Here is a 21,463-nt window from a genome sequence, read left to right on the forward strand (position 1 = left end):
TTATCTTATCTCTCAACACTTCCATAAAGAGATATTGGATTTATGTAATTTTTTGCAAATAACAGGTCTTTTGCTGTCTATAAAAAGACTTGAAGATTTACAAGGTGACGATTTTATTAATGCTTATAACGCCTTAAGCCCGGAAGTCCAAGAAATTTGGGATGTTAGAATATCAAGGTATCATTTAAGTAAGTTGGCTGAATTTATTGAAAAGAAGTTTAGCAAAGAGAGTTCTATAGAATATAAAGAATATGCTGCTCTTAGAGAATATAACAGTTTGACAAGCAATAAAAAGGCAATATTAGAAAGCTATTTAGCACGAAAGAATTTTAATTCTGATGATTTTGTAAAAGTAGATAAGCACATAAAAGATCATTTTTTTGAAATAGCTTGTACAGTTAAAGACCTTACCGGTACTGTTTTTGCAGCAATATCTAAAGCAGGAATAATAAGTGAAGTCACTCAATATCTACATTTTGAAGATAGTAGCATTAAAATAGCAGGTATGAGTTTAGACAATAATACTGCCGGCGATTATTCTTAATATTTATATTACTTACATAACTTGGTTTTATGTAAGTAATATCTTAGCTCATATCAAAAAATACTTTATTTTAGTTAGTAATTTATGTTATTAATAATTGAGAATTATTACAGAGGTATATATGTCTAAGAAAAAGCAGGACGATCAAATAATAAAAGAATTAGAAGAAAGACTAGCAAAACTTAAAGGTACTCCTCCAACACTTGAAGAATTAGAAGAAAGATTTGCAAAGCTCCAAGATAGACCTTATACCCCCACAAAAAAATCCGGTTATGACTCTGGTTATGAATCCGATGATGAGGTAGATAAGCTAGTTGAGAAGATACAATCCGAGGTTAAATTAGAACAAAAAAGTAAAGCTCTCAATGCTCAAAAAGACCAAGAAATACGTGATAGGCTAGATAAATTAAGAGAAGATAGTCCTGTAACACGAAAAAAGACATCTACAGATCTTTCTTTTAATGATACTAAATCAATAATTACCGATACTATAGATGCTCATGCAGATATAGCTAGTTCATATGCTAATCGTTCTACTGATTTAGAGGAAAAAAAAGCATTATTTAATTTAGCTAATAATCTAACTGAAGCTAGAGATATTATTAGGGATACACCTCCTATATCTAAAGAATATGAGCCTAAAATATTAGATGTTATTGCTAGAGGACTCGGTAAAATTTATGAAGGAATAAAGAAAATAGCTTCGCCTGCAGTTAATATTATAAAAGAAATAGGTAGTAGTCTTGTTAATTCGATTAAATCACTTTCTCAAAAATCTTCCAAACAACAAATAAAAGAATCTAAAATAAAATTAAAGAAGTTATATAAAACATATGTTGATTTGAAAGGAGTAAAGCCAAAGATAAAAGAAGAATTTCTTAAAAAACATTATGAGCAAATTGATCAGCTACAAACTCCTCAGGAAATATTTGTAGAAACTGCCAAAATTATTAAATCTATAAGGATAGCCGGAAGACAAAAGATAAATAATCTTAAACAACAACGAATTATTAATAGAATGAAGAAGCAAAGTCCTACTGCTTTCATGAATAATAATTCATTTACACCGTCTAATACTCCTACTAATAAAGGAAAATCTTTGAAGAGCCACCAAAGGTAAATATACCAATATTTTTCTGTAGAGATGTTATTGACATTATACGTTACTGACGTATAATGTTTATCTTGTCACTACATACTAAATCAGGGGATGTTATAATAGGTAGTGGTGGACTTAGAAAAATATGCTGGATGTCCAAAGGGTGGGGAAAACGTAGTGGTGTTCGTATAATTTATTATTATAAAAGTAAAGAAGAACAGATATGGTTATTAACCATATATACAAAAAATGAAGCTGAAAATATTCCAGCTTCTGTTTAAAAAAAAATAAAAGAGGAATTAGGTTTATGAACGTAAAAAGAGATATTGGAGCTGAAATTTTGCAATCGATTCAAGATATAAAATTAGGAAAAGGACATATAAAAAAAATAGAGGCAAAAGAAGATATAGTGGATATCAGAAGGCACTTACATCTCTCTCAATCAGCTTTTGCCGCTTATGGGAGTTAATGTAAGAACATTACAAAAATGAGAACAAGGAAGACGCAAACCTACCGGCTCCGCTATATCTTTATTAAAAATAGCCTCCAAATATCCTAAAGTTTTTATTAATTATTCTCATAATTAATAATTCTAACTTTAATTAGGATTATCCACTCCTTTCATTCCGTTTGTCTTAGCCTTATCAAATGAAGTATCTTTAATTGTTGCTTCGGTAAAATCGGCATTTGTTAGGTCAGAGTTACTAAAGCCCGCCTGATCAATTTTAGCTGATTTAAATATGCTATCTGTTAATATTGAGTTTGAAAAATCTGTTTTAGTAAGTATTGCTGCAGAAAAATTAGCCTCTTTTAAAATAGAATTTTTTATTATCGTATTTGTTAAATTAGCATTTTTAAAGATACTATTTGAAAAATCTGTTCCATTAAATACTAAACTACTTAAGTCAAGATTTGTTAAATTTATATTTGTTAAGTTAGTTATTTTTTGCAAATCTTTTACCGAACTTATTACTATATTATTTGGTGGAATTTTGCTCGAATTATCGCTATTTAAAATAATATTATTAGAAACATTAGTATTAATAAAACCGGAATATGCTTGGTAGTTAATATTATTTATTTGTGAATTAGAAAGGACGGAGTTAATGACCGTAGTATTTGTTAGATTAGAATTTATTAGAGCCACTTGGTTTAAATTACCTAAAGTAATTTTAACATCTGAAAAATTTACGTTTTGTATTAAAGATTTAGAAAAATTTACATTATTAAATTGTCCGTTAGTTATATTTGAGTTTATTATTTCACTGCTGTTTAAGTCAGTATTAATCACTATAAATTGTTTAAAATCATTATTGCTAAAAATATTATTAGTATAGCTTATATTATCTAAAGTAATATTTGAGCCTTTAGTTTTATTAATCCTTACAAAATTAGCATTACTATTTTTTATTGATAAATTATTAAATTTGTTATCGTTTAGACTCATATTATTTAATATAGCATTATCGATTTTAAAATGATTTAAAACTGAACTACTAATTGTACTATTTTGTAAATCACATTTAGTAAGGCTAATATTCTGTAATGTTGAATCTTGAAAGGAAGCGTATGAAAAGAAAGAGTTATTACTTTGTACGTTATTAAAGTTTACTTCATTAAAAATACTTTGTGTGAAGTTAGAATCATTAATTATTACTGCTGTTAATTTAGTTTGACTTAGGTCGCTAGATTCAAAATAATTATTAGTGAAATTGGTATTATTTATTACACTTTTTTCTAAATCCGTACCGTAAAATATTGAATTTGTTATATTAGTATTTTTAAAGCTATTATTCTTTAGGTTAGTTTTTTGAAAATTAACACCGTCAATAGTATTATCACTCCATAATACATGACTAAATTTAGAATTTTCAAAGTTAACATTTATTATAGTAGTTTTATTAAAAGCAGTATCGCTAAAATTTGATTGAACAAAATTTGTATTTTGTAATGTTATATTGTTAAAAATTGAACCTTGAAAGTCAGAATTATACCCGGAAATATTTTTTATTACCGAATCTGCAAAATTACTTTCTTGAATTATAGCATTTGTAAGTATAGCTTTTTCTAAATTACTACCTGCAAAATCAGCACGTAATATTTCGCAGGAAGTTAAATCTATTCCTGATAAATCTTCATTTATTAGCTTTACTCCTATTAATTTGACTCCTTTTAAATTTGAACCGAACTTCTCTTTAAGGTTCACTTTAAGGTTTTTAGAATTTTGCGATATTATATAATTCCGAATTACCGTGCTTTGGCTATCCGTAAGTAATCCATTCGCATCACGAGTAGATTCGGAGCAGCTGCTTAATAACAAATAAATAGTAATTATTGATACGACTTTAAGCATTTGCTTCCTCATATTCTTCTTCATTTATTCTATTTGTAGGAGGTATATGTAAGCTTAATAATTTTAATTTACGATGCAAAGCCGATCTTTCCATACCGACAAATGAGGATGTTTTTGAAATATTATTATTAAAACGACTCATTTGTGCCGATAGATATTGACGCTCGAAAACTTCTCTGGCTTCTCTAAGCGGCATAGATAACATATCAAAACTATCTTCAAGTTTTGTGAGATTAGCACTATTTGCTAATATTTCGGAAGGTATCATATAAGGTTTGATAATTTCATTATTACCTGTAGTTAATGGATTCATAATTAAAGTCCATTCAACTACATTACGTAATTGTCTAATATTACCCGGCCATTCATATGATTGAAGAGCAGCGATAGTTTCATCAGCAAAGTTACGTTCTTTTAAACCTGAAAATTTTGAAAGTTGCTTAACAAAATATTTAACGAGTAGCGGTATATCTTCTTTTCTCTCATATAATGAAGGTACTTTTAGAGAGGATACATTAAGGCGATAATATAGATCTTCTAGGAATTTGCCGTTATTAACTTCATCTTGAATATTTTTAGAAGTACCGGTGATAATTTTTATATCAACTTTAATATTTTTTCCACAAGGCTTTGTAATAGTTTGATCTTTAAGGAATTTTAATAATTTTACCTGGATAGGAATAGGAATATTACTGACCTCATCTATATATAAAGTACCGTTATTGGCAAATTCTAAGATAGTAGGGCGTTTAGTATTATTTTCCTGCTTTTCCGATTCGCCGAATAATTCTTGATTAATTTTTTCTGTAGTCATACAGGTAGGGCTGAAAATAATGAACGGATTATTAACCCTTTTAGATTGTTTATGAATTAACCTTGCTGCAAGTTCTTTACCGCTACCGACTTTACCGTGAATCATTATACGACTGCTAGAGCTAGCTGCCTTTTCTATTTCCATTTTATATTTTAAAGTTACCGAACATCCACCTACTAATTCAGTTTTATCTATAATTTTTGATTTTAAATCTATATTTTCACGTTTTAACTTTGTTACTTCGCAAGCTCTTTTAAGTAAAATAACTAATTTATCATTATTAAAAGGTTTTTCTATATAATCGTAAGCACCCATTTTTATGGCATTTACTGCTGTTTCTATAGTACCGTGACCGCTAATAATTATTACCGGCATTAAAGGATAGCGTTTTTTAACTATCTCTAAAATCCCAAGCCCGTCAATTTCACTTCCTTGAAGCCAAATATCAAGTATAACTGCAGAGACCGGTTTTTCAGAAAGTATTTTAAGAGCTTGAGTACTATTAGTGGCAACCTTAGGATTAAAACCTTCATCTTTCAAATTTGCAGCAATGAGATTTCGTATACTCTCTTCATCGTCTACTATTAAAACATCTAGTTGTGACATTACAATTTACCTTAAAAATATTAATCAAAGCCTAAATATATACGTTAATGCCGAATGTAAAAGAAAGCAACATTTTTTTATAACATTTTTGTCACAATAGCTATTTATAAATGTAAAGGTTGGCTAAGATTACATAATATTAAGATTATTTAAGGAATTTTAATTAATTTTATTTGCAGTTTGTAAGATTATAAGGGATTATATATAATGAGGATACTGTGTGATATTGTCATTCCCGCGTAGGCGGTAATCTAGTGCTTTTCTTTGTCACCCCGTGGCTTGACCACCGGACTTATACAACAAAGCCTCTAACAAGCAGTAAAACCAATTTTAAAAATTATGCTTAACATCTTTTTAATTATTATTTCATTATTTATTTGCTTAATAATCTACCTATTTATCAAAAAAACAGATATTTTTACAAATTTATTGATTTTAAATAGCTTCACGACTTTAGTGAGTTTATTTATTTGCTGTTTAGGCTTATACTCAGGCAATAGTTCATATTTGGATATAGCAATTATTTACTTTCTTTTAAGCTTTATAGCAACAAACGGATATTTAAAATATTTTATACATGAAGCAGATAAAAACAAAACAGATTGATACAATAGATCTCTTGCATAACGTAGTTAATAAAGAGGAATTTGAAGGAAACACGAAGCACAGAACCGCAGCGTACAACTTAGTACGTGAGGATGAAGGGCTAGGATTGACATACAAATTACCTTTAGAAACAAGTTATGCAAGAGGTCTAATAATCTTAGGATGTGGCTTGAGCGGTATGCTAACTGCCCTTTCTTTTGCACAAAAGGGTATAAAAACTACTATATTCGAGAGTAAATCGGTAAAAAGACCGGAGTTTTTTAAAGATATAAGAACTACTGCTTTAACGCCGCATTCTAAAAATTTCTTATTCTCTATTGATATATGGGAAGAGCTTGAAAAGTTTGTGGCAAAAATGCAAGACGTGTATGTAGTGGATAATAAGGCTTCAGAGATATTAGACTTACGAAATGACGATGACGCTGTACTTGGATATGTGGTTAAGAATAGTGATTTTAAAAAAATACTATTGTCAAAAATAACTAATAATCCGTTGATAACATTAATTGATAATAATCAATATCAAGAGGTTATAAGCCATAATGACTACTCGATTATAAAATTTGATGATAAACAAATTAAGTGTAATTTATTAATTATATGTGACGGAGCAAATTCAAAAGTGAGGTCTCATTACTTTGCTAATGAAATTGAGAAACCTTATCAAACTGCTCTTACATTTAATATTAAGCATGAAAATCCGCATGAAAATTGTGCTATGGAGCATTTCCTGCCGCTTGGTCCTTTTGCTTTGCTGCCTTTAAAAAATCAATATGCTTCATCCGTAATATGGTCAACTTCTTCTGATCAGGCTGCTTTAATTGTTAATTTGCCTGTAGAAGAAGTTAGATTTTTAACTCAAAGAAATGCCGGTAATTCTTTAGGTAAAATTACTATTGATAGTGAGATTAGTAGTTTTCCGCTAAAAGCTCGTATAGCAAATAGATATTTTCATAATAAGATAGTGCTTATTGCCGACACTGCTCACACAGTACATCCTTTAGCAGGACAGGGGCTTAATCAGGGCATAAAGGATATAGAGACTTTGAGTATGATTGTTAGTAATAATGGTACATTACAAGAATATCAAAAGCTAAGGCAAGAGGATAATTTTATTATGTATAAGCTGACTGATGAGTTAAATAATATTTTTTTAAATTATTCCAAAAATTTAAGATGTTTAAGACAAATAGGATTTAAGGCAATAAATAACTTTAAGCCTATAAAAAACTTCATTACTAGCTATGCGATGGGGAGACGATAAGATGTTAATTTTTGTTGTCATACCGTGGCTTGACCACGGTATCCAGAAAAATGTCAAGGAATACACGCTATAAGTTGTTTTTCTAGATCCCGTGGTCAAGACGGCGTTGTTGCATTGCTCAAAAAACCTACTTAATGTCATTCCGCGTAGGCGGGGATCCAGAAAAATAACTTAAATATTGATATAGAAGTTACATAATTTGGTGAAATAAACCAAAAAAACAAGTTTTTTGTAGGTTTTACTGGATTCTCGCCTACGCGGAATGACATAAACGAGCGAGAATGACATCGAATGTGAAATAACATAGAACATAATTTTATGAGATATGTATGAGTAAAGAAAATTTAAGCAGTAAATCATCTATTAATATTCCTGAAGAGGGAGTAAAAAATGCAGCAGAAGATAATAAGCTTAAATCTTCAATAAATACCCCTGAAAGAGTAGAGCCTTTAGAGGTAGCACAGACAAAAGCTTCTGAGCCTCCACAGGAACGGCAATCGCAAAATAAGCCGGTAGGAAAAAGAATGCTGAAAGAGGATACGGCACTTTACGGTGCTAGAGTTGCTCGTGCAAGAATCGCTGCAAGTGGAGTAGCAATCGAAGTGGTAAAGGAGGGTAGTAAAGTTATCGCTAGTCCTGCTCATATAGTAGAAGGAGTAATTAACGTTGGAGAAAAAGTAGCAAAAGCTTATGATCCAGTTGATAAACTTCAGCAAGGTGCAAAAATTAAAGAAAAAGGTCCCCCAAGCTCCGGTATTGCCGATAAGGTGCTTGATAAAATAAAAACTTTACCGGGTGCTGAAAGGGCAGCAAATGTATTAGAGGCAACATATAAAACATTGGGTAGTAAGGCAGTAAAACGTACGGCAAAAATTGGTGGTGTCATGGTGTCGTTAGCCCTTAACCCGACGCCGGTTGGACTTGGTCCTGCTGCACTTTCTTTATCAGCCGTTGCTTATAATGTCGGAAAAGAAACTTTAGAAGTAAGAGAAGATAAGCATTTAGATAGAGAGAAAAAAACTTTAGAAAATATTAAAGCTAATTATGTAAAGCAAGCAGAGTTAGTAGTTGCTACTTAAATAGATAAAGGAAAAGATAGTCCTGCACTTAAAAATTTTTTGGATACTAAATTACCTAAAATTTATCAAGAAACTCTTGAACCTAAAAAGTTAAATACTACGAGAACTAAAGAAATTTTAAAAGCAGTTCGGGATAATGTTTTAGAAGTAGCAACCTTAGTGGCACAAGCAAATTCAGCAGGCGGTATTATAACCGGTTTAGCAGCTGGTCTTATTGGAGGAGGAAGTAATGTTATAGGTGAAGCAGACACAAAATTAGTACGTATGGAACGAAAAAAAGATAAAATAAACCAAATAAATAGTTTAAAAACATCAATAGGAAATTATGAAGATAAGAAAGACTTGCTTGAAAAAGAAAGGCAAGCAAAAATCGATACCAAAGCCTTAGAAGAGTTTTTAGCTACAACCCCTAAAATTGATCAATTAAGTGAGGGCAGCTAAAAGAACATTTTAATGTAACTAGAGCAAAGGTTGCAGAGAGACCTGAATTTGCTCCTCCTGCTGAAAAAACTAATTTTGAAAAAGCTAAATCAGCAGTAAAAGCAGGATTCGGCTATTTTGTTGAATCGCAATTTGGTGATTTAAAAGAAATATACGGTAAAAAGGAAGAGCAGAAATCTAGTACCGTTCTTATTACTCCTAATATTCAAAAGCCAAAAACTCCTGAAATTGCTAAAGCAGAAGAAAAAGTCCATCATATGTAGGAAAGTTTAACGCACGGTAAGGTTACTGCTCGCAGTAATAATATATCGCCACTGCCAACAGGAAGAAGTGCATCTAAGAAACAAGAATCTTCAAGAGGAGTTTAGTTGTTAGTTAAAGCTTATAATAGTGTAATAGACTATATTTTGCCGCAGAGATGTTTAAGCATAGCAAAAAAATAGTTCATCAGTTTAAATATCAGGATAAGACGATATTTGCTAAGCTTTTATATAATAGATATATCGAGGATATAAAAGATATTGATTTAATCATACCTGTACCTATGAATAGATTTAAGAGGTTACTACGAATGTATAATCCTGCTCATATTTTAGCTATGGAAATTGCAAAAGTTACCGATAAAATGTTAAAAGCCGATATTTTAACTAAATCAAAATGGACCAAGTCTCAGACTTTTCTTTCACGAAAACAACGCAAAAATAATATAAAGGGTAGTATCAAATTTAATACAAAATATAATATTGTAAGTAAAAAAATCTTATTAGTCGATGATGTTGTTACCACCGGTGTTACTATAAATGAATGTGCTAAAATTTTACGACAAGCGGGGGCAGGGTCAGTATATGTGATGAGTGTTGCGATGACTTAATATACTCGATGAACTTCAAAAATTGGCTGCGTCATCCTACAAGTACTGCGGTACTCACGTATTAAGTATACGCTCCGTTCCTCGTCTTGTGGATTCCTTGCTCTTTTTGAAGTTCATCGAGTATATTGGGGCTCTTTATTAAATCATTAGGAGTAACTTATGCAAAATGAAATAAAAAAAGTTTGTGTTATCGGTTCGGGAGTAATGGGTTCAGGGATTGCAGCGTTAATTGCTAATTCCTCTCATAAAGTAGTGCTGCTTGATATTATCGCTAAAGATTCCGATGATCCGAATAAAATAGTTAAAACCGCTAAAGAAAATTTGCATAAACAAAAACCTCCTCCTTTGTCTTTTCCGGATAAAGTAAATTTCATTACCATAGGCAATTTAGAACATGATTTAGAATTAATTAGGGATTGTGATTTAGTAATTGAAGTTATTGTTGAGAAGCTAGAAATCAAACACCAATTATATAATAAGATTATTCCTTATCTTAAAGAAGATGCAATTATTGCTTCTAATACCTCTACATTACCTCTTAAAAGACTCAAAGAGAATTTACCGGATAATATTAAATCTAGGTTCGTTATTACGCATTTCTTCAATCCGCCAAGATATATGGAACTGCTTGAGTTAATTATAGACCATACGGTAAAGTCTGAAGTCATAGAAAGAGTATCAGAGTTCTTAACGAAAACTCTTGGTAAGACTATAGTAAAATGTAATGATACGCCTGGCTTTATTGCTAATAGAGTAGGGTGTTTTTTACTTGAATTAGTAGTTCGCAAAGCGATAAGTCAAAAGCTTGATTTTGTAGCTTTGGATAAAATATTTACTACATGTTTGGGGTTGCCTAGTACCGGAATTTTTGGTTTATATGATCTAATCGGGCATGACGTAATGAAGTTAATATCAAGCTCATTACTTGCCGCCCTTCCTGCAAATGATGCTTATCATAAAATATGTGTAAATACTCCTGTTCTCGATAAGATGATAGAGAAGAAGTTAATTGGACTTAAGGGTGAAGGTGGGTTTTATCGTTTATCGGTATCAAACGGCAAAAAGATTAAAGAAGTTATCAATATAAACGATTTATCATATAGTTCTGTTCAAAAAGTAGATATTTCATTTAATAATCTTGATGAGTTACTAGCTAGCGATTCGGTTTACGGTAAATTTTTTACTGAAATTATCACGGAATTTTATGTTTATTTAGCAAGTTTAGTACCATTTGTAACCGATAATATCTATGATATCGATGCTGCTATGAAGCTTGGTTACAGTTGGAAATACGGTTCATTTGAATTATTGACCATAGCAGCTAAAGACAGCTGGAATTCGGTAATTAAAAATGCCGATTTAATGCATATCCCGCTTCCGCAATATTTAGGCAATAAAGAATATCAAAAAATCGATAAACAAAAATTTAATTCTCACAAAGATATTTTACAAGAAAGTCAGATAGTATTAGAAAACGATTCTGCAAAGCTAATAAATTATCGTGAGAATTTCATTTTTGTTATTACTACAAAAATGAATTGTTTAAATCATAATGTGTTTTATTTACTGCAAGAAGCAGCAAGTAAAGCCGAAAATGACGGCAAAAATCTTTATATTTATCCGCAAGGAAATAATTTTTCTGCCGGTGCGGATTTAAAGCTTCTTCTTTCTTATATTGAAGACGGTAATTTTCATGATCTAGAGAATTTACTAAAGCTGGGACAGCAAACTATGCTGCACTTAAAATATTCTGGGGTTCATATTATTAGTTGTGCTAAAGGAGTAGCACTTGGCGGAGGGTGTGAGCTGCTATTGCACTCAAGCTATATTGTGGCAAATCAGGAAATTAACGCCGGACTTGTAGAACTTGGAGTCGGTTTAATACCGGGATGGGGCGGTGTTACTGAAATGTTTGTACGAAGCAAGGGAGATAAAACTAAATTAATTAGAAATATCAGAAATATTATAGAGCAGAATAAAACAAGTTCAGCCGATTACTTTAAATCAGATTATGATGTAGAGAATATGCACGTAAATATGAATAAGCATTATATTTTAGATGAAGCTTTAAAATTAAACCTATCTAAAAAGATAGTACCGGTTCCGCATAAAATTACTTTGCCTAAAATAAATTTAGCAACAGAAATAGACACATCAAAATATAACAATCTACAAAATAAGGTAATTAGCAAATTCCAAAATATTATTGATAAACATTCTGAAACAAATGAAGAAGAGCTACTTTCTTATGAGCGGGAAATATTTTTAGAACTTGCAAAAGATCCAAAAACGATCGAGAAACTGAAAGTGATTGTGAAGTGAAGGATTATTAAGATATTCTGAATTCTTTATTGTGGTTATGAGATCTTGAAATAATATAAAAAATGGATTAAAATTTGAAATATTAATATAAAAAAATTATTATGCCGGTAATTAGTCGTTTTTTGGGGATAATAATTATGATGTACTATAGAGACCATAATCCTCCTCATTTTCATACTAAATATGGTGATTATGAAGTGATAATTTCACTAAACGGTAAAATATTAGAAGGTAAATTTCCTAAAAGAGCTTTGTAATTAGTTACAGAATGGTTAAATATCCATAAAGAAGAACTAATAGATAATTGGAATAAAACGCAAAATGGTGAACCATTAAATTCTATAGCCCCATTGGAGTAAAAATGTTGCATGTAATATCTGTAAGTTATATTGATGATTATTATTTAGAATTAGTTTTTGATGATGGAACAAAAGGTGTTATAAACCTATATCCACATCTTAAAGGCTCAATTTTTGAACAGCTTCAAGATAAAAATTTATTTAATAAAGTGACGATAGATGAAGAATTGCAAACTATTAGTTGGTCTAACTGGGCAGATTTTGCTCCGGAATTTTTAAAGGCGAATTTAGATTCTGCTTGAGATTACTAAAAGTAACCTAACTCATAAGAATAATGAATTTTATATAGCTGATAAATAATACCATATATAGTTGAGAGCAAATTCATTATGGTTCTGCTCCGATAAATTCGTCACTTTTTTGTAATATACCGAGTTTAAACTTAGAATATTCACTAAGGTCTAAAGCTGTATAATAAGATTCTTGTGCTTTTAGTGTAAGCCAGGCGTACCAATAATATTAGTATTTTTAACTGGATCCCGTGGTCAAGCCACGGGATGACATTTCGCTTTTTTCTGGATTCCCGCTTTTACGAGAATCACATAGAGAGCATTTACCGGTCTACGCAACAATGCTTCATGGGAACGACATAAAACAAACCATGCGGGTAACGCTACTCCACAACAATATTGCCTATAGTGCCGCGATAATAGGTATGAGGATCATACATAGCTTCGCTGTAAATAGCGGGAGTTGCGAATATGCCTTTATTAACCGCTTTGATTTTATACTGATACGTCATTTTTTGATCAGAAATAGTACCGAAAATCATAACTCTATCATCACGATTATTGATATATATCGGTTTCCATATCATTACTTCCTGCGTTCGTGCTAATATATTTACGTTATTATTATCAGGTAAAAGCTCGAAACCTGCCGGTAATAAATCAAGTATCACCATATTGCTTAAGATTTTATTGCTACCTGAACGCATGGTGATTTCCACCGTAATATTATCACCTAATTTTACTTTGCTGACTTCTTTATTAGTTTCATCAAGATATTTTTTGGTTATCTCTATACCTTGAACTATTTCTTTATTTTCTTTTAAAACTTTGTCATAGCCTGAAGTTAGAAGCTGATAGAAAAAGCCGTTACTTGAGGATGTTAAGTCTATATCCTTATTTTCTACTGACAGCTCAGCAATCATCACTTTATCGTCTTTTAAAGTAACTTCTTTACCTGTAGAAGTCACCTTAATATTAGCCTCATCTACATTACTTATCTTATCAGCATATGCAAGGCTTGCCATAATGGCGTAGCTTGCGGATAGAATATTATAGTTATCCTTAGCAAAAAGAGCGATATCCTGTACAATTTTGGGGTCAAAGTTTTTTAACCTTTCCGGAAAATGTATAGAAATTAAGTATAAATACTGACTATATTTTATTAGAGGATTATAATACTGATAGTCTGTTTTTGATATAGGTTTATTTAGAGTAAATCTATCTAATAATTTATCTGCTTCTTCATTCATTTGCAGCATTTTATAGCTAGAGGCTAAATAAACGCTAGTTAAATCATCCTGCCATGTATTTTTATGGTACTCGTTTAAATATTTTAAAATATTTGCAATATAGCTTGTAGTAATAACGCTATTTTTTGTTAGGATATAAACCGCATATGCTTTTTCTCTTGCTTCATTTAGAGAGCTGATTGATCTATTCGCCATATTCTCTAAGTAGTAAATACCTTGATTAAAAATATCACTTGGAACGGCTAAATATCTAGTTGCTCCCTCGCTTAAGAAATGCATAGCATAAACTGAAATAAATGGATCGGAATCGTCATTAAAATTGTTCCAATATCTAAATCCACCGTCATAATTTTGACGTTCCGATAAAGTTTGGAATATTTTCGATAATGATTCATCCATTTTTTTACGATCAGTTTTAAGAATCTGAACTAGCTCTTGTTCATTATATAATAAAACATTAGCAAAATTTTGGCTTATTAATTGCTCAGTGCAACCATAAGGATAATTATCTAGGAAATCTTTAAAGCCGGAAATAATAGCTAGTGGTGATTTAGAAACGGAAATTTGCAGCTTAGCAAATTCAGGATATAAATCTCGCAAGATTTTTAAATTAGCTTTGTTGTCTGTAATAAAGCCTGTATCAACTGTTGTAACGCTCGGACTAGCAGGGCGAATGCTCGTAGTACTAGTTAATTCTGAGCTATGCACTACTGCCATAGATATTATACCCGGCTTTAGGTGATTTATAGAAGCCACAACCTTTAAATCTGCTGAACCGAGTTTATCAGTCGCTTTTAATTTAACATTAATAGTAGCTTCCTTATTTTCGTCTATCGGTATCTCTTTAGGATAATCTAATATTTTAAGTCCTTCACTTGTTTCAATATTTAGAAAAACCTGAGCATTTCCTGAATCTTTTAGGTTATTAAATATTGTTACCGGTACTGTAAATTCATCATTCGGAGCTACAAATAAAGGTAAATTTGGATTGATAATAAGATCGGATTGGACTGATAAATCAGCTTTAGAAGTTCCTATAGCGTCAAGGCTTGAGGCTACCCCTATAACTCTTAAAGTGCCGTTAAAATAGCTCGGTATGTCAAATGTGACTTCTCTCTCATCAAGATCTGCTTCTAAAATTCCTGACCAAAATGCTACCGGAGGCTGGCTTTTTCTTTTAAACGGATTAAGGTTTCGAGCGACATTTATAAAATCATCTCCGGCAGGAGCCGCCATATAAGCTTTCATTAATAAAGGTCGCTCAGGTAATATTAAATCCATGATTTGTGATGTTCGGACTTCCAAGGCTTTATCATTAATAAAGTAATTAAGCGGGTCGGGAGTCTGATAACCGGCAAATGATAATATCCCTTCATCAACGGCAAATATTATGATTTTACCTGGGGTTGCAGTGCGATAATTAATTGTTAATTTTTCGCCTGATTTAATTTTTTCAGGAAGCGTTAATTCAATATCTTGTTTATGTTTATAAATGCCCGCAGTAAACGGTACTACTGCATAGCTAAACGGTGACATAAAGATTTCCGTAGCTTCTATGTCTCTTATAAATTGTACATTTACATATCCTTTACCCTCAAAACCGTCAGGGATTTTTATTTCTTGAATACTATTATTTTTGTCAGCTTTAAACCATTCAAAATTATGTACTTTATCTGTTTCGATAGTAATTAATCCATAACCTGTATAAGGAGTTATAACATTTAAAAGAATATTATCGCCGGCTTTATAATCATCTTTATCAAGTTTAACTTTTAAATTTGCTTTGTCTGTTAAATTAGCTGTAACATTTCCTTCACCTATTACCGAAAATTCAGCTTGAGCAAAGATTGTATCTTCTTTATCAGTTAAGTAAATAACGTAATCGCCTGCTTCTTTAGTAGGCACTTTATAAATATAACTTTCGTTTGCCGTGATATTAACCTTGTCAGAAGATATATTAGTCTCAATAGGTATTGAACTGTAAGAATAATTACCGTTACTATCTGCTACTAAGTTATTTACATAATTAATCTTTTTTAAGTTAAGAGTTAAATTAGGTGCAGCTACTTTTTCTGCTTTATTTGATATGGCTATGAATTCTATTGCTGAAGTAGTTTTTTTCTTAATATATTTTAGATCGCTATCGCTTCTAAATCCTATAATATAAGGCAGAGGTGAAACTATAAGCGATTTGCTTGCGTTTACGCTTCTTCCTGAGTCAGGCTCAAATCCTTCCGCCGAAAATGTTAGACTAAAAGTAGCATTATAATATTTTTCAAGGTTAAGATCAAAATTTGCCGTACCTGTAGAGTCGGTAGTAATATCTCCTAAACGTTCGTTAAAAAACTCTTTATTTCCTTTGCTACTATAAAATTTATACTCTTTAAAGCTAGGTACGAAAAACTCGGTAGGTCTAATATCAATAAAGCCGCTGACTTTTCTATTTGCTGCAGGAGTTCCGTAAAGATTTATAAGATTAACATTTGCTTTAAGATCTTTTGGATTCGTCCATAGCTCATCTTGTGAGTTATTGAAGTTTATGTTTATTTTCATGCGGTCAGGCTGAAAATCACCAACCCTGACAGATACGCTATTAAGATAGTTATTTGTGCCTTTATCTCCTACTAAATATAAGCTTATATTATATAAGCCGGTTAAGGAATCATCAAGGGTTGAGAATAAATATTCGCCGAATCCTTCTGCATCTAGAGCTATTTTACTTTTATCTATTACTTTTCCTCTAGGGTTAGTTACTTGTATTTCTAAAGGTAAGCCGTCAAATTTTTCTTGCCAATCGGTTTGTTTGAGCATAATACCTATATGGCCTTGCTCGCTTGGTCTATAGATGCCACGATCGGAAAATAAATAAGCTTTTAACCCTTGATTGGAACTAACGGCTCCTGCTACATCAAACCGAGAATAATTAACTTGCCTATCAATTCTACTATACGGCATAAACGAAAAATCATCCTTAGTAGTTAATATATAAGCCACTGGAGTTTTTTCTTTTGTAAAATCATTTATATTTGATAAAACGGCATGTCCTTTACTATCGGTTTTGCTGCTTACTAATACCTCACCGTTAAGTCCTATAATATCTGCTTTAACGCCACCGGCTGGTTTACCGTTACTGATATAAGAAACAAATATATGATGTGTTCCGCTTTTATCGGTTTTTACTATAAAACCAAGATCGGTAACTAAAATTAATCTTTTATCTTGAGATATAATGTTATTATTATTGTCTTTAGCATAAACTTTTGCTAGAAATAATCCCTTAGAATAGCTGCCTGCTTCTTCTAAATTAAAATATTTGCTGAAATCTAAATCAGTATAATTAGGTAAATTTAAATTGGGGGAATTAACTATTACTTCCTCTTGAAATACTTCAGAAATATTATACTCATTAAAATTATATTCATTTATGAAAGTTAGGTTTTGGAAAATATTATATCTATTTGTTTGGCTGATTAAGTGATTAATTTCTTGCTGATTAATCTTATCGATTTCTACATATAATTTATCTATGCCAAGTGAATATACGGGAAGCTTTCTTTCGCCAGCTAATGAAAGAATAGAACCGTCAGACATTAGCTTAACTTCTTTAGGGTTATCCGGTATTTGTACTATTTGAGAGTAATCTGAGCCAAGTGTTAAATTATCTGATGTTTTAACACCTTTATTGACTTTAATAAGCAAAGTTCTTGAGGCAAGGGTATCTACTTTAAGGCTATGCATAGTAGTAATGCTTGGGACGGAAGGTAAAAGCTCAAAATTTATTTTTTCACTCGATTTAAGAATATCATCGGTTATTTCTTTTGGACTTTGCCATTTATAGTTTTTTTTGCCTGCAACTCCTAAGAAAGCCAGCTTATCTTGCGGTAATAAAAATAACTCTAAATGTTTTTTTATCTCCTCACCCGAAACCGGTGTATTTGTAGTAATTATAATTATCTGTTCCGGTTTTAGCTTATCATCTTTAACAATTGTAGCAGTACTATTAGTGATTTTTAAATATGAGGATAGACTTGGAATTAATACATTTTCTTTATAAGAATATCTTATATTATTCGGCGTCTTATTATTTTGCTCTTCTACATTTTTATATGTGAAAATTTCTCCGCCATATAGAGGTTTAACACCGTCTTTTATAATTACGGAAACAGTATCTTCTTTATCTGTAAGCGGTGGTATATTAGTAATAATCGTAGCTTCCGTATTATACGTGTTGAATTTGATAGAAAACGGTAATTTTTCCTTGGTTGAAGATTTTATAAATTCTATTCTTTCCTCTAAAGTTTTAGGCTCTATAGGGTAGTTAAAGGCTATTTTAGTTTGAACGAATTTTTTGGAAATATCGATATTATCCTGTAGATAATTCATTTCTTTAATAACAGGAAGTAGAGGTAAAGTTGTAAAACTTATATTATTACTTTTTAGACTGATAAAATGAGGAAATATATAATCTTCGATAGTAATCTTATAAGTTTGATGAGCTGCAAAATTGCTTTCTGGAGTAAAATTTATGTTATACCACCAGCCAAATCGCCATTCTCCTTTAATATCAGGCGAAATAGATATGTAATCATTCATTCTTTTTCCGTTAAGCCCTAGCTCTCTTTGCGGCTTTGTACAACATTCTTTAATTCTAGAGTCGCAAAGGTCAATATTTAACGAATTTTGCCCTGCTAACAGATTTTCGTTAGTTAACTTAAAATATAAAGGTATTTTTTCGTTAAAGCTTGCAGCAATTAGTTGTAAATTTATTAAACATAAGAAAATAGCAAATACAAATTTGCGGAAAATATTTTTCATATCTATAGCTTATTATTTATGATAACTTCAATTATATATAAATGAAATTAAGTAAAGCAATGAATAAGGATATTTTTTTCAATATTTAACAAAATTTTTTTTGTTATTTGGACAAGAATATTGTTATGAGATTATTATAATACTCGGATTTACTATATTTAGGAAGCAACTATTTGCACAAGCTATTTGTGTATTACTACTTTTCACTACAATTTTAAATATATTATTAAAATATACATTTGAAATACCTTTAAATCCTGCTCTAAATATTAAAGGTTTTGCTTTCCCTAGCGGTCATATGAGCAGTGGCGTAGTATTTTACGGTTGGTTTTTTGCGAATATTAGATATTCCTTATTAAGAATAATAATAGTGGTGATTTTAACCGATATGGGATTTTCGCTGATTTATAAGGGCTATCATTACCCGGTGATTATTCAAAAATACCCTTATATGTTTGGAGCGTTTTTATGGCTATTAACTGTGCCTATGATAGCTTATCTTAAAATTATTGAGCTGAATTGTCTTGGTTGGGTATGGACGGTATTTTGGGGATTGCTCGGTTTTACTATTTCTTGGGGCTGTTTTATAAATATTTTGACCTTCCTCAATCAAAATTAAATCGTTTTATTAATTTAGCTATAATTGTCGCTTCAGTAGCTTTGATTGAATATATTAATTATTTATTCAAACAATATTTGGGCTATAAATTTTATTTAACTTGGTTTTTAGTAGGTCTTAGTTTTCCACTATCGTTGAGATTATGCCATATTCACATAAGATCAACGCATCTTTATACACTGTAGAAGCATAGCCATGTTTAAAGCTTATATCTTGAGGATTAAATTCTATTTCTTTCCCGCTATCTGTTTTAGCAACAAACTTATCGTTACTTACTGAAGTTATCGTTGCAAATTCACCATTTTCTATTTGTAAATCTTTATTAGTACTTTTAAACAAAATACGATCTCCTGCCATATAATCTTCATACTGCTGAGATGGTAGATAGCGTCTATACTCACCGGTAAGCAAGCCTTTAGCTTTTAGTAACTCCCTGATCCCTTGATTAATACTATCTACTTCAATATTACACATGGTAATTATTAAACGCTCATTTAGAGCAAATTTGCTATTACTCCAATCCTCAATTAATCTTGCCATTGATTCTTCTAGTGTATGATCGCTCTTTAAACAGTTATGTTGTTCTAGTAAATGCAAACCACCAGTAATATCTGATCTTGCAAAGCATGAAGCCATTTCTCTTGCCCACACTTTACTTTGTCTTCTAATGTTACTTAATTCATATGAGCCAAATTTACTAGCTAATACTGCAAACATTCCTCCTCGCTCAACGGAAGTTAGTTGTCTCTCATCTCCAGCCAGTATCAGATTACAATTATTACTCCTTGCTACTTTTAGTAATTCTAAATAATCACTATTACCTACCATCCCTGCTTCATCTACTACTAGTAGGCTATTTCTTGCTAGATCAGCTTTGCCATTATACAATTTAAACAAAAACCCTTTTACTGTATGACATTGCTGGTAACCTTTACTTTTAAGCTCCGATGCTGCTTTATGAGTAGGAGCGAGTCCTATAATATTTTGCCCATGGTTAGTAGCAATTTTATAAGCTTCAGCAAGTACTTGTAACTTATCGGTGCCGGCTCTACCTTGCAAGATCCTAATCCCTTGGCTATTAATTAAAATATGTTGTAAGCTTTCTCTTTGTGCTTCATTAACACTAGCTAGGTTGTCGATAGTACTTTTAAGTTTAACAACGTTATTAAAATGAATTGGTTATTTACCTTATCTGCTATTCTAACTATCCTTAATTCTTCATCCCTTATGTCTTGAGTAGTATAGTATTTAGTATCAGTACCATCTTCATTATATAGTTTTACCAACCTATCTGAATTTAATAGCTCCTAATGCTTTACCGTTTTCTGTAAATCTTCTGGTGGTAACAAGCAGATGGGCATGCCAATTCTTCTCTCCGTCATGTGGCTGATGAATATCAACCTGAACTCCTAGACCATTTCTTACCCACCCCATCTCTTCGATGATTTCATGAGTAATGGCTATTCTATCATCTAAATCTAATTCCTTATCATCAGGCAGTGCTATAACTGCATCTTTTAATAATTGACTGTTTTTTCTTTTCTCTGTACGCTCTACCTCATTCATTAAGACCCTTGGGTCTTTAAATCTTTTATCTGCATAATTAGGCAATAAAACAGCATGGTAAACATTATCGCCTTTTTTGCTAAAATTATAAGTAACGTTAGTATTCTCATCTTTAATAATTAGCCTGGCATTATAAGCAGCTTTCAAACAAGCATTTTTACCTTCACTCCTACTTACTATCTCTATCCTTGCAAACTGTATTGCTATGGTTTGTTAATTCTAATAATGTTCAACCTATCATTGACATTACCATGCAATCTTAAAATCATCCACTGAATCTCAAACATATGAACCAGCAAGCAAATAATAAACCTTTAGGTTTATATATTGCATATTAACCTAATCTGAAGTTGGGTTAATAACCTCTTCTCTATAGCTTTTCAGCTACTACTTAAAATAATGGCAATATCTGTTTATATTAATTTGCTGGTTCGGTAGGAGTGGGGATTCTTGAATTGTCCTATCCATTTATTATTGCTTGTAGTCTTCTGTTGTATCAATTATTTGGTTCAGAAAAAAATATAAAAATTTTTATTAGAACTCTATAATTCATTGGACTTCTTAAATTTATTGTGCATTCATGACATGTAAGCAATAATTTTTAGAATAGTATACTTAAAATTAC

At 31.2% G+C, this 21,463-nt stretch carries 15 protein-coding genes and 2 pseudogenes; 13 read left to right on the forward strand and 4 right to left on the reverse strand.

Annotated elements, in window-relative coordinates:
• From SB78_RS03040 to SB78_RS10735, 4 genes are all read left to right on the forward strand, one after another.
• Positions 1-544, forward strand: a 544-nt coding sequence (locus SB78_RS03040) for a hypothetical protein (RefSeq protein WP_041078552.1), incomplete at its 5' end; no start/stop codon positions are given.
• A 121-nt stretch (positions 545-665) separates the two neighbouring features.
• Positions 666-1,664 (forward strand): hypothetical protein, encoded by a 999-nt coding sequence (locus tag SB78_RS03045; protein ID WP_041078555.1) that lies wholly within the window; start codon positions 666-668, stop codon positions 1,662-1,664.
• A 65-nt stretch (positions 1,665-1,729) separates the two neighbouring features.
• Positions 1,730-1,924 carry a hypothetical protein gene (locus tag SB78_RS03050; protein ID WP_241773695.1) on the forward strand — a complete coding sequence of 65 codons (195 nt, stop codon included), beginning with the start codon at positions 1,730-1,732 and terminating at the stop codon, positions 1,922-1,924.
• Positions 1,925-1,950: 26 nt separating this feature from the next.
• On the forward strand, positions 1,951-2,112 hold the full coding sequence (locus SB78_RS10735; RefSeq protein WP_241773696.1) for a helix-turn-helix domain-containing protein: 162 nt from the start codon (positions 1,951-1,953) through the stop codon (positions 2,110-2,112).
• Positions 2,113-2,241: 129 nt separating this feature from the next.
• Here SB78_RS10735 and SB78_RS03060 read toward each other — a convergent pair whose 3' ends face one another.
• Entirely contained in the window at positions 2,242-3,996 is a 1,755-nt protein-coding gene (locus SB78_RS03060) for a pentapeptide repeat-containing protein (RefSeq protein ID WP_041078557.1), read from the reverse strand.
• Positions 3,989-5,416 carry a sigma-54-dependent transcriptional regulator gene (locus tag SB78_RS03065; RefSeq protein WP_041078559.1) on the reverse strand — a complete coding sequence of 476 codons (1,428 nt, stop codon included), beginning with the start codon at positions 5,414-5,416 and terminating at the stop codon, positions 3,989-3,991. The genes SB78_RS03060 and SB78_RS03065 overlap by 8 nt, the downstream gene beginning before the upstream one ends.
• 339 nt (positions 5,417-5,755) lie before the next feature.
• Between SB78_RS03065 and SB78_RS03070 the strand changes: the two genes are divergently transcribed.
• The 8 genes and pseudogenes from SB78_RS03070 (at position 5,756) to SB78_RS03115 (ending at position 12,600) form a co-directional block, all read left to right on the forward strand.
• The gene (locus SB78_RS03070) at positions 5,756-6,022 is read left to right on the forward strand and encodes a monovalent cation/H+ antiporter complex subunit F (RefSeq protein ID WP_041078561.1); all 267 of its coding nucleotides are present in this window, start codon (positions 5,756-5,758) and stop codon (positions 6,020-6,022) included.
• On the forward strand, positions 6,003-7,286 hold the full coding sequence (gene ubiH, locus SB78_RS03075) for a 2-octaprenyl-6-methoxyphenyl hydroxylase (protein ID WP_041078575.1): 1,284 nt from the start codon (positions 6,003-6,005) through the stop codon (positions 7,284-7,286). The genes SB78_RS03070 and ubiH overlap by 20 nt, the downstream gene beginning before the upstream one ends.
• Positions 7,287-7,615: 329 nt before the next feature.
• Positions 7,616-7,880 (forward strand): annotated as a pseudogene (locus SB78_RS10045) (hypothetical protein).
• A 524-nt stretch (positions 7,881-8,404) separates the two neighbouring features.
• On the forward strand, positions 8,405-8,806 hold the full coding sequence (locus tag SB78_RS10740) for a hypothetical protein (RefSeq protein WP_241773697.1): 402 nt from the start codon (positions 8,405-8,407) through the stop codon (positions 8,804-8,806).
• Between the two features lie 418 nt (positions 8,807-9,224).
• The gene (locus tag SB78_RS03100) at positions 9,225-9,677 is read left to right on the forward strand and encodes a ComF family protein (protein ID WP_241773698.1); all 453 of its coding nucleotides are present in this window, start codon (positions 9,225-9,227) and stop codon (positions 9,675-9,677) included.
• 159 nt (positions 9,678-9,836) lie between these two features.
• Entirely contained in the window at positions 9,837-11,999 is a 2,163-nt protein-coding gene (locus SB78_RS03105) for a 3-hydroxyacyl-CoA dehydrogenase/enoyl-CoA hydratase family protein (protein WP_041078563.1), read from the forward strand.
• A 137-nt stretch (positions 12,000-12,136) separates the two neighbouring features.
• A complete protein-coding gene (locus SB78_RS10050; RefSeq protein WP_199402738.1) occupies positions 12,137-12,256 on the forward strand; it encodes a DUF4160 domain-containing protein in 120 nt (39 codons plus the stop codon).
• Between the two features lie 104 nt (positions 12,257-12,360).
• On the forward strand, positions 12,361-12,600 hold the full coding sequence (locus tag SB78_RS03115) for a DUF2442 domain-containing protein (RefSeq protein WP_041078565.1): 240 nt from the start codon (positions 12,361-12,363) through the stop codon (positions 12,598-12,600).
• A 371-nt stretch (positions 12,601-12,971) separates the two neighbouring features.
• On the opposite strand, the gene SB78_RS03120 is transcribed toward SB78_RS03115, so the two are convergent.
• Positions 12,972-18,653, reverse strand: coding sequence for an alpha-2-macroglobulin family protein (locus SB78_RS03120; protein WP_041078567.1), 5,682 nt, complete (start codon positions 18,651-18,653; stop codon positions 12,972-12,974).
• A gap of 100 nt (positions 18,654-18,753) precedes the next feature.
• On the opposite strand from SB78_RS03120, the gene SB78_RS03125 reads away from it, so the two are divergent.
• On the forward strand, positions 18,754-19,272 hold the full coding sequence (locus SB78_RS03125; RefSeq protein ID WP_241773699.1) for a phosphatase PAP2 family protein: 519 nt from the start codon (positions 18,754-18,756) through the stop codon (positions 19,270-19,272).
• Positions 19,273-19,389: 117 nt separating this feature from the next.
• On the opposite strand, the pseudogene SB78_RS03130 reads toward SB78_RS03125, so the two are convergent.
• Positions 19,390-21,045: pseudogene (locus tag SB78_RS03130) on the reverse strand (AAA family ATPase).
• Positions 21,046-21,463 lie beyond the last annotated feature (418 nt).

The organism is Rickettsia asembonensis, assembly GCF_000828125.2.
GTDB lineage: Bacteria > Pseudomonadota > Alphaproteobacteria > Rickettsiales > Rickettsiaceae > Rickettsia > Rickettsia asembonensis.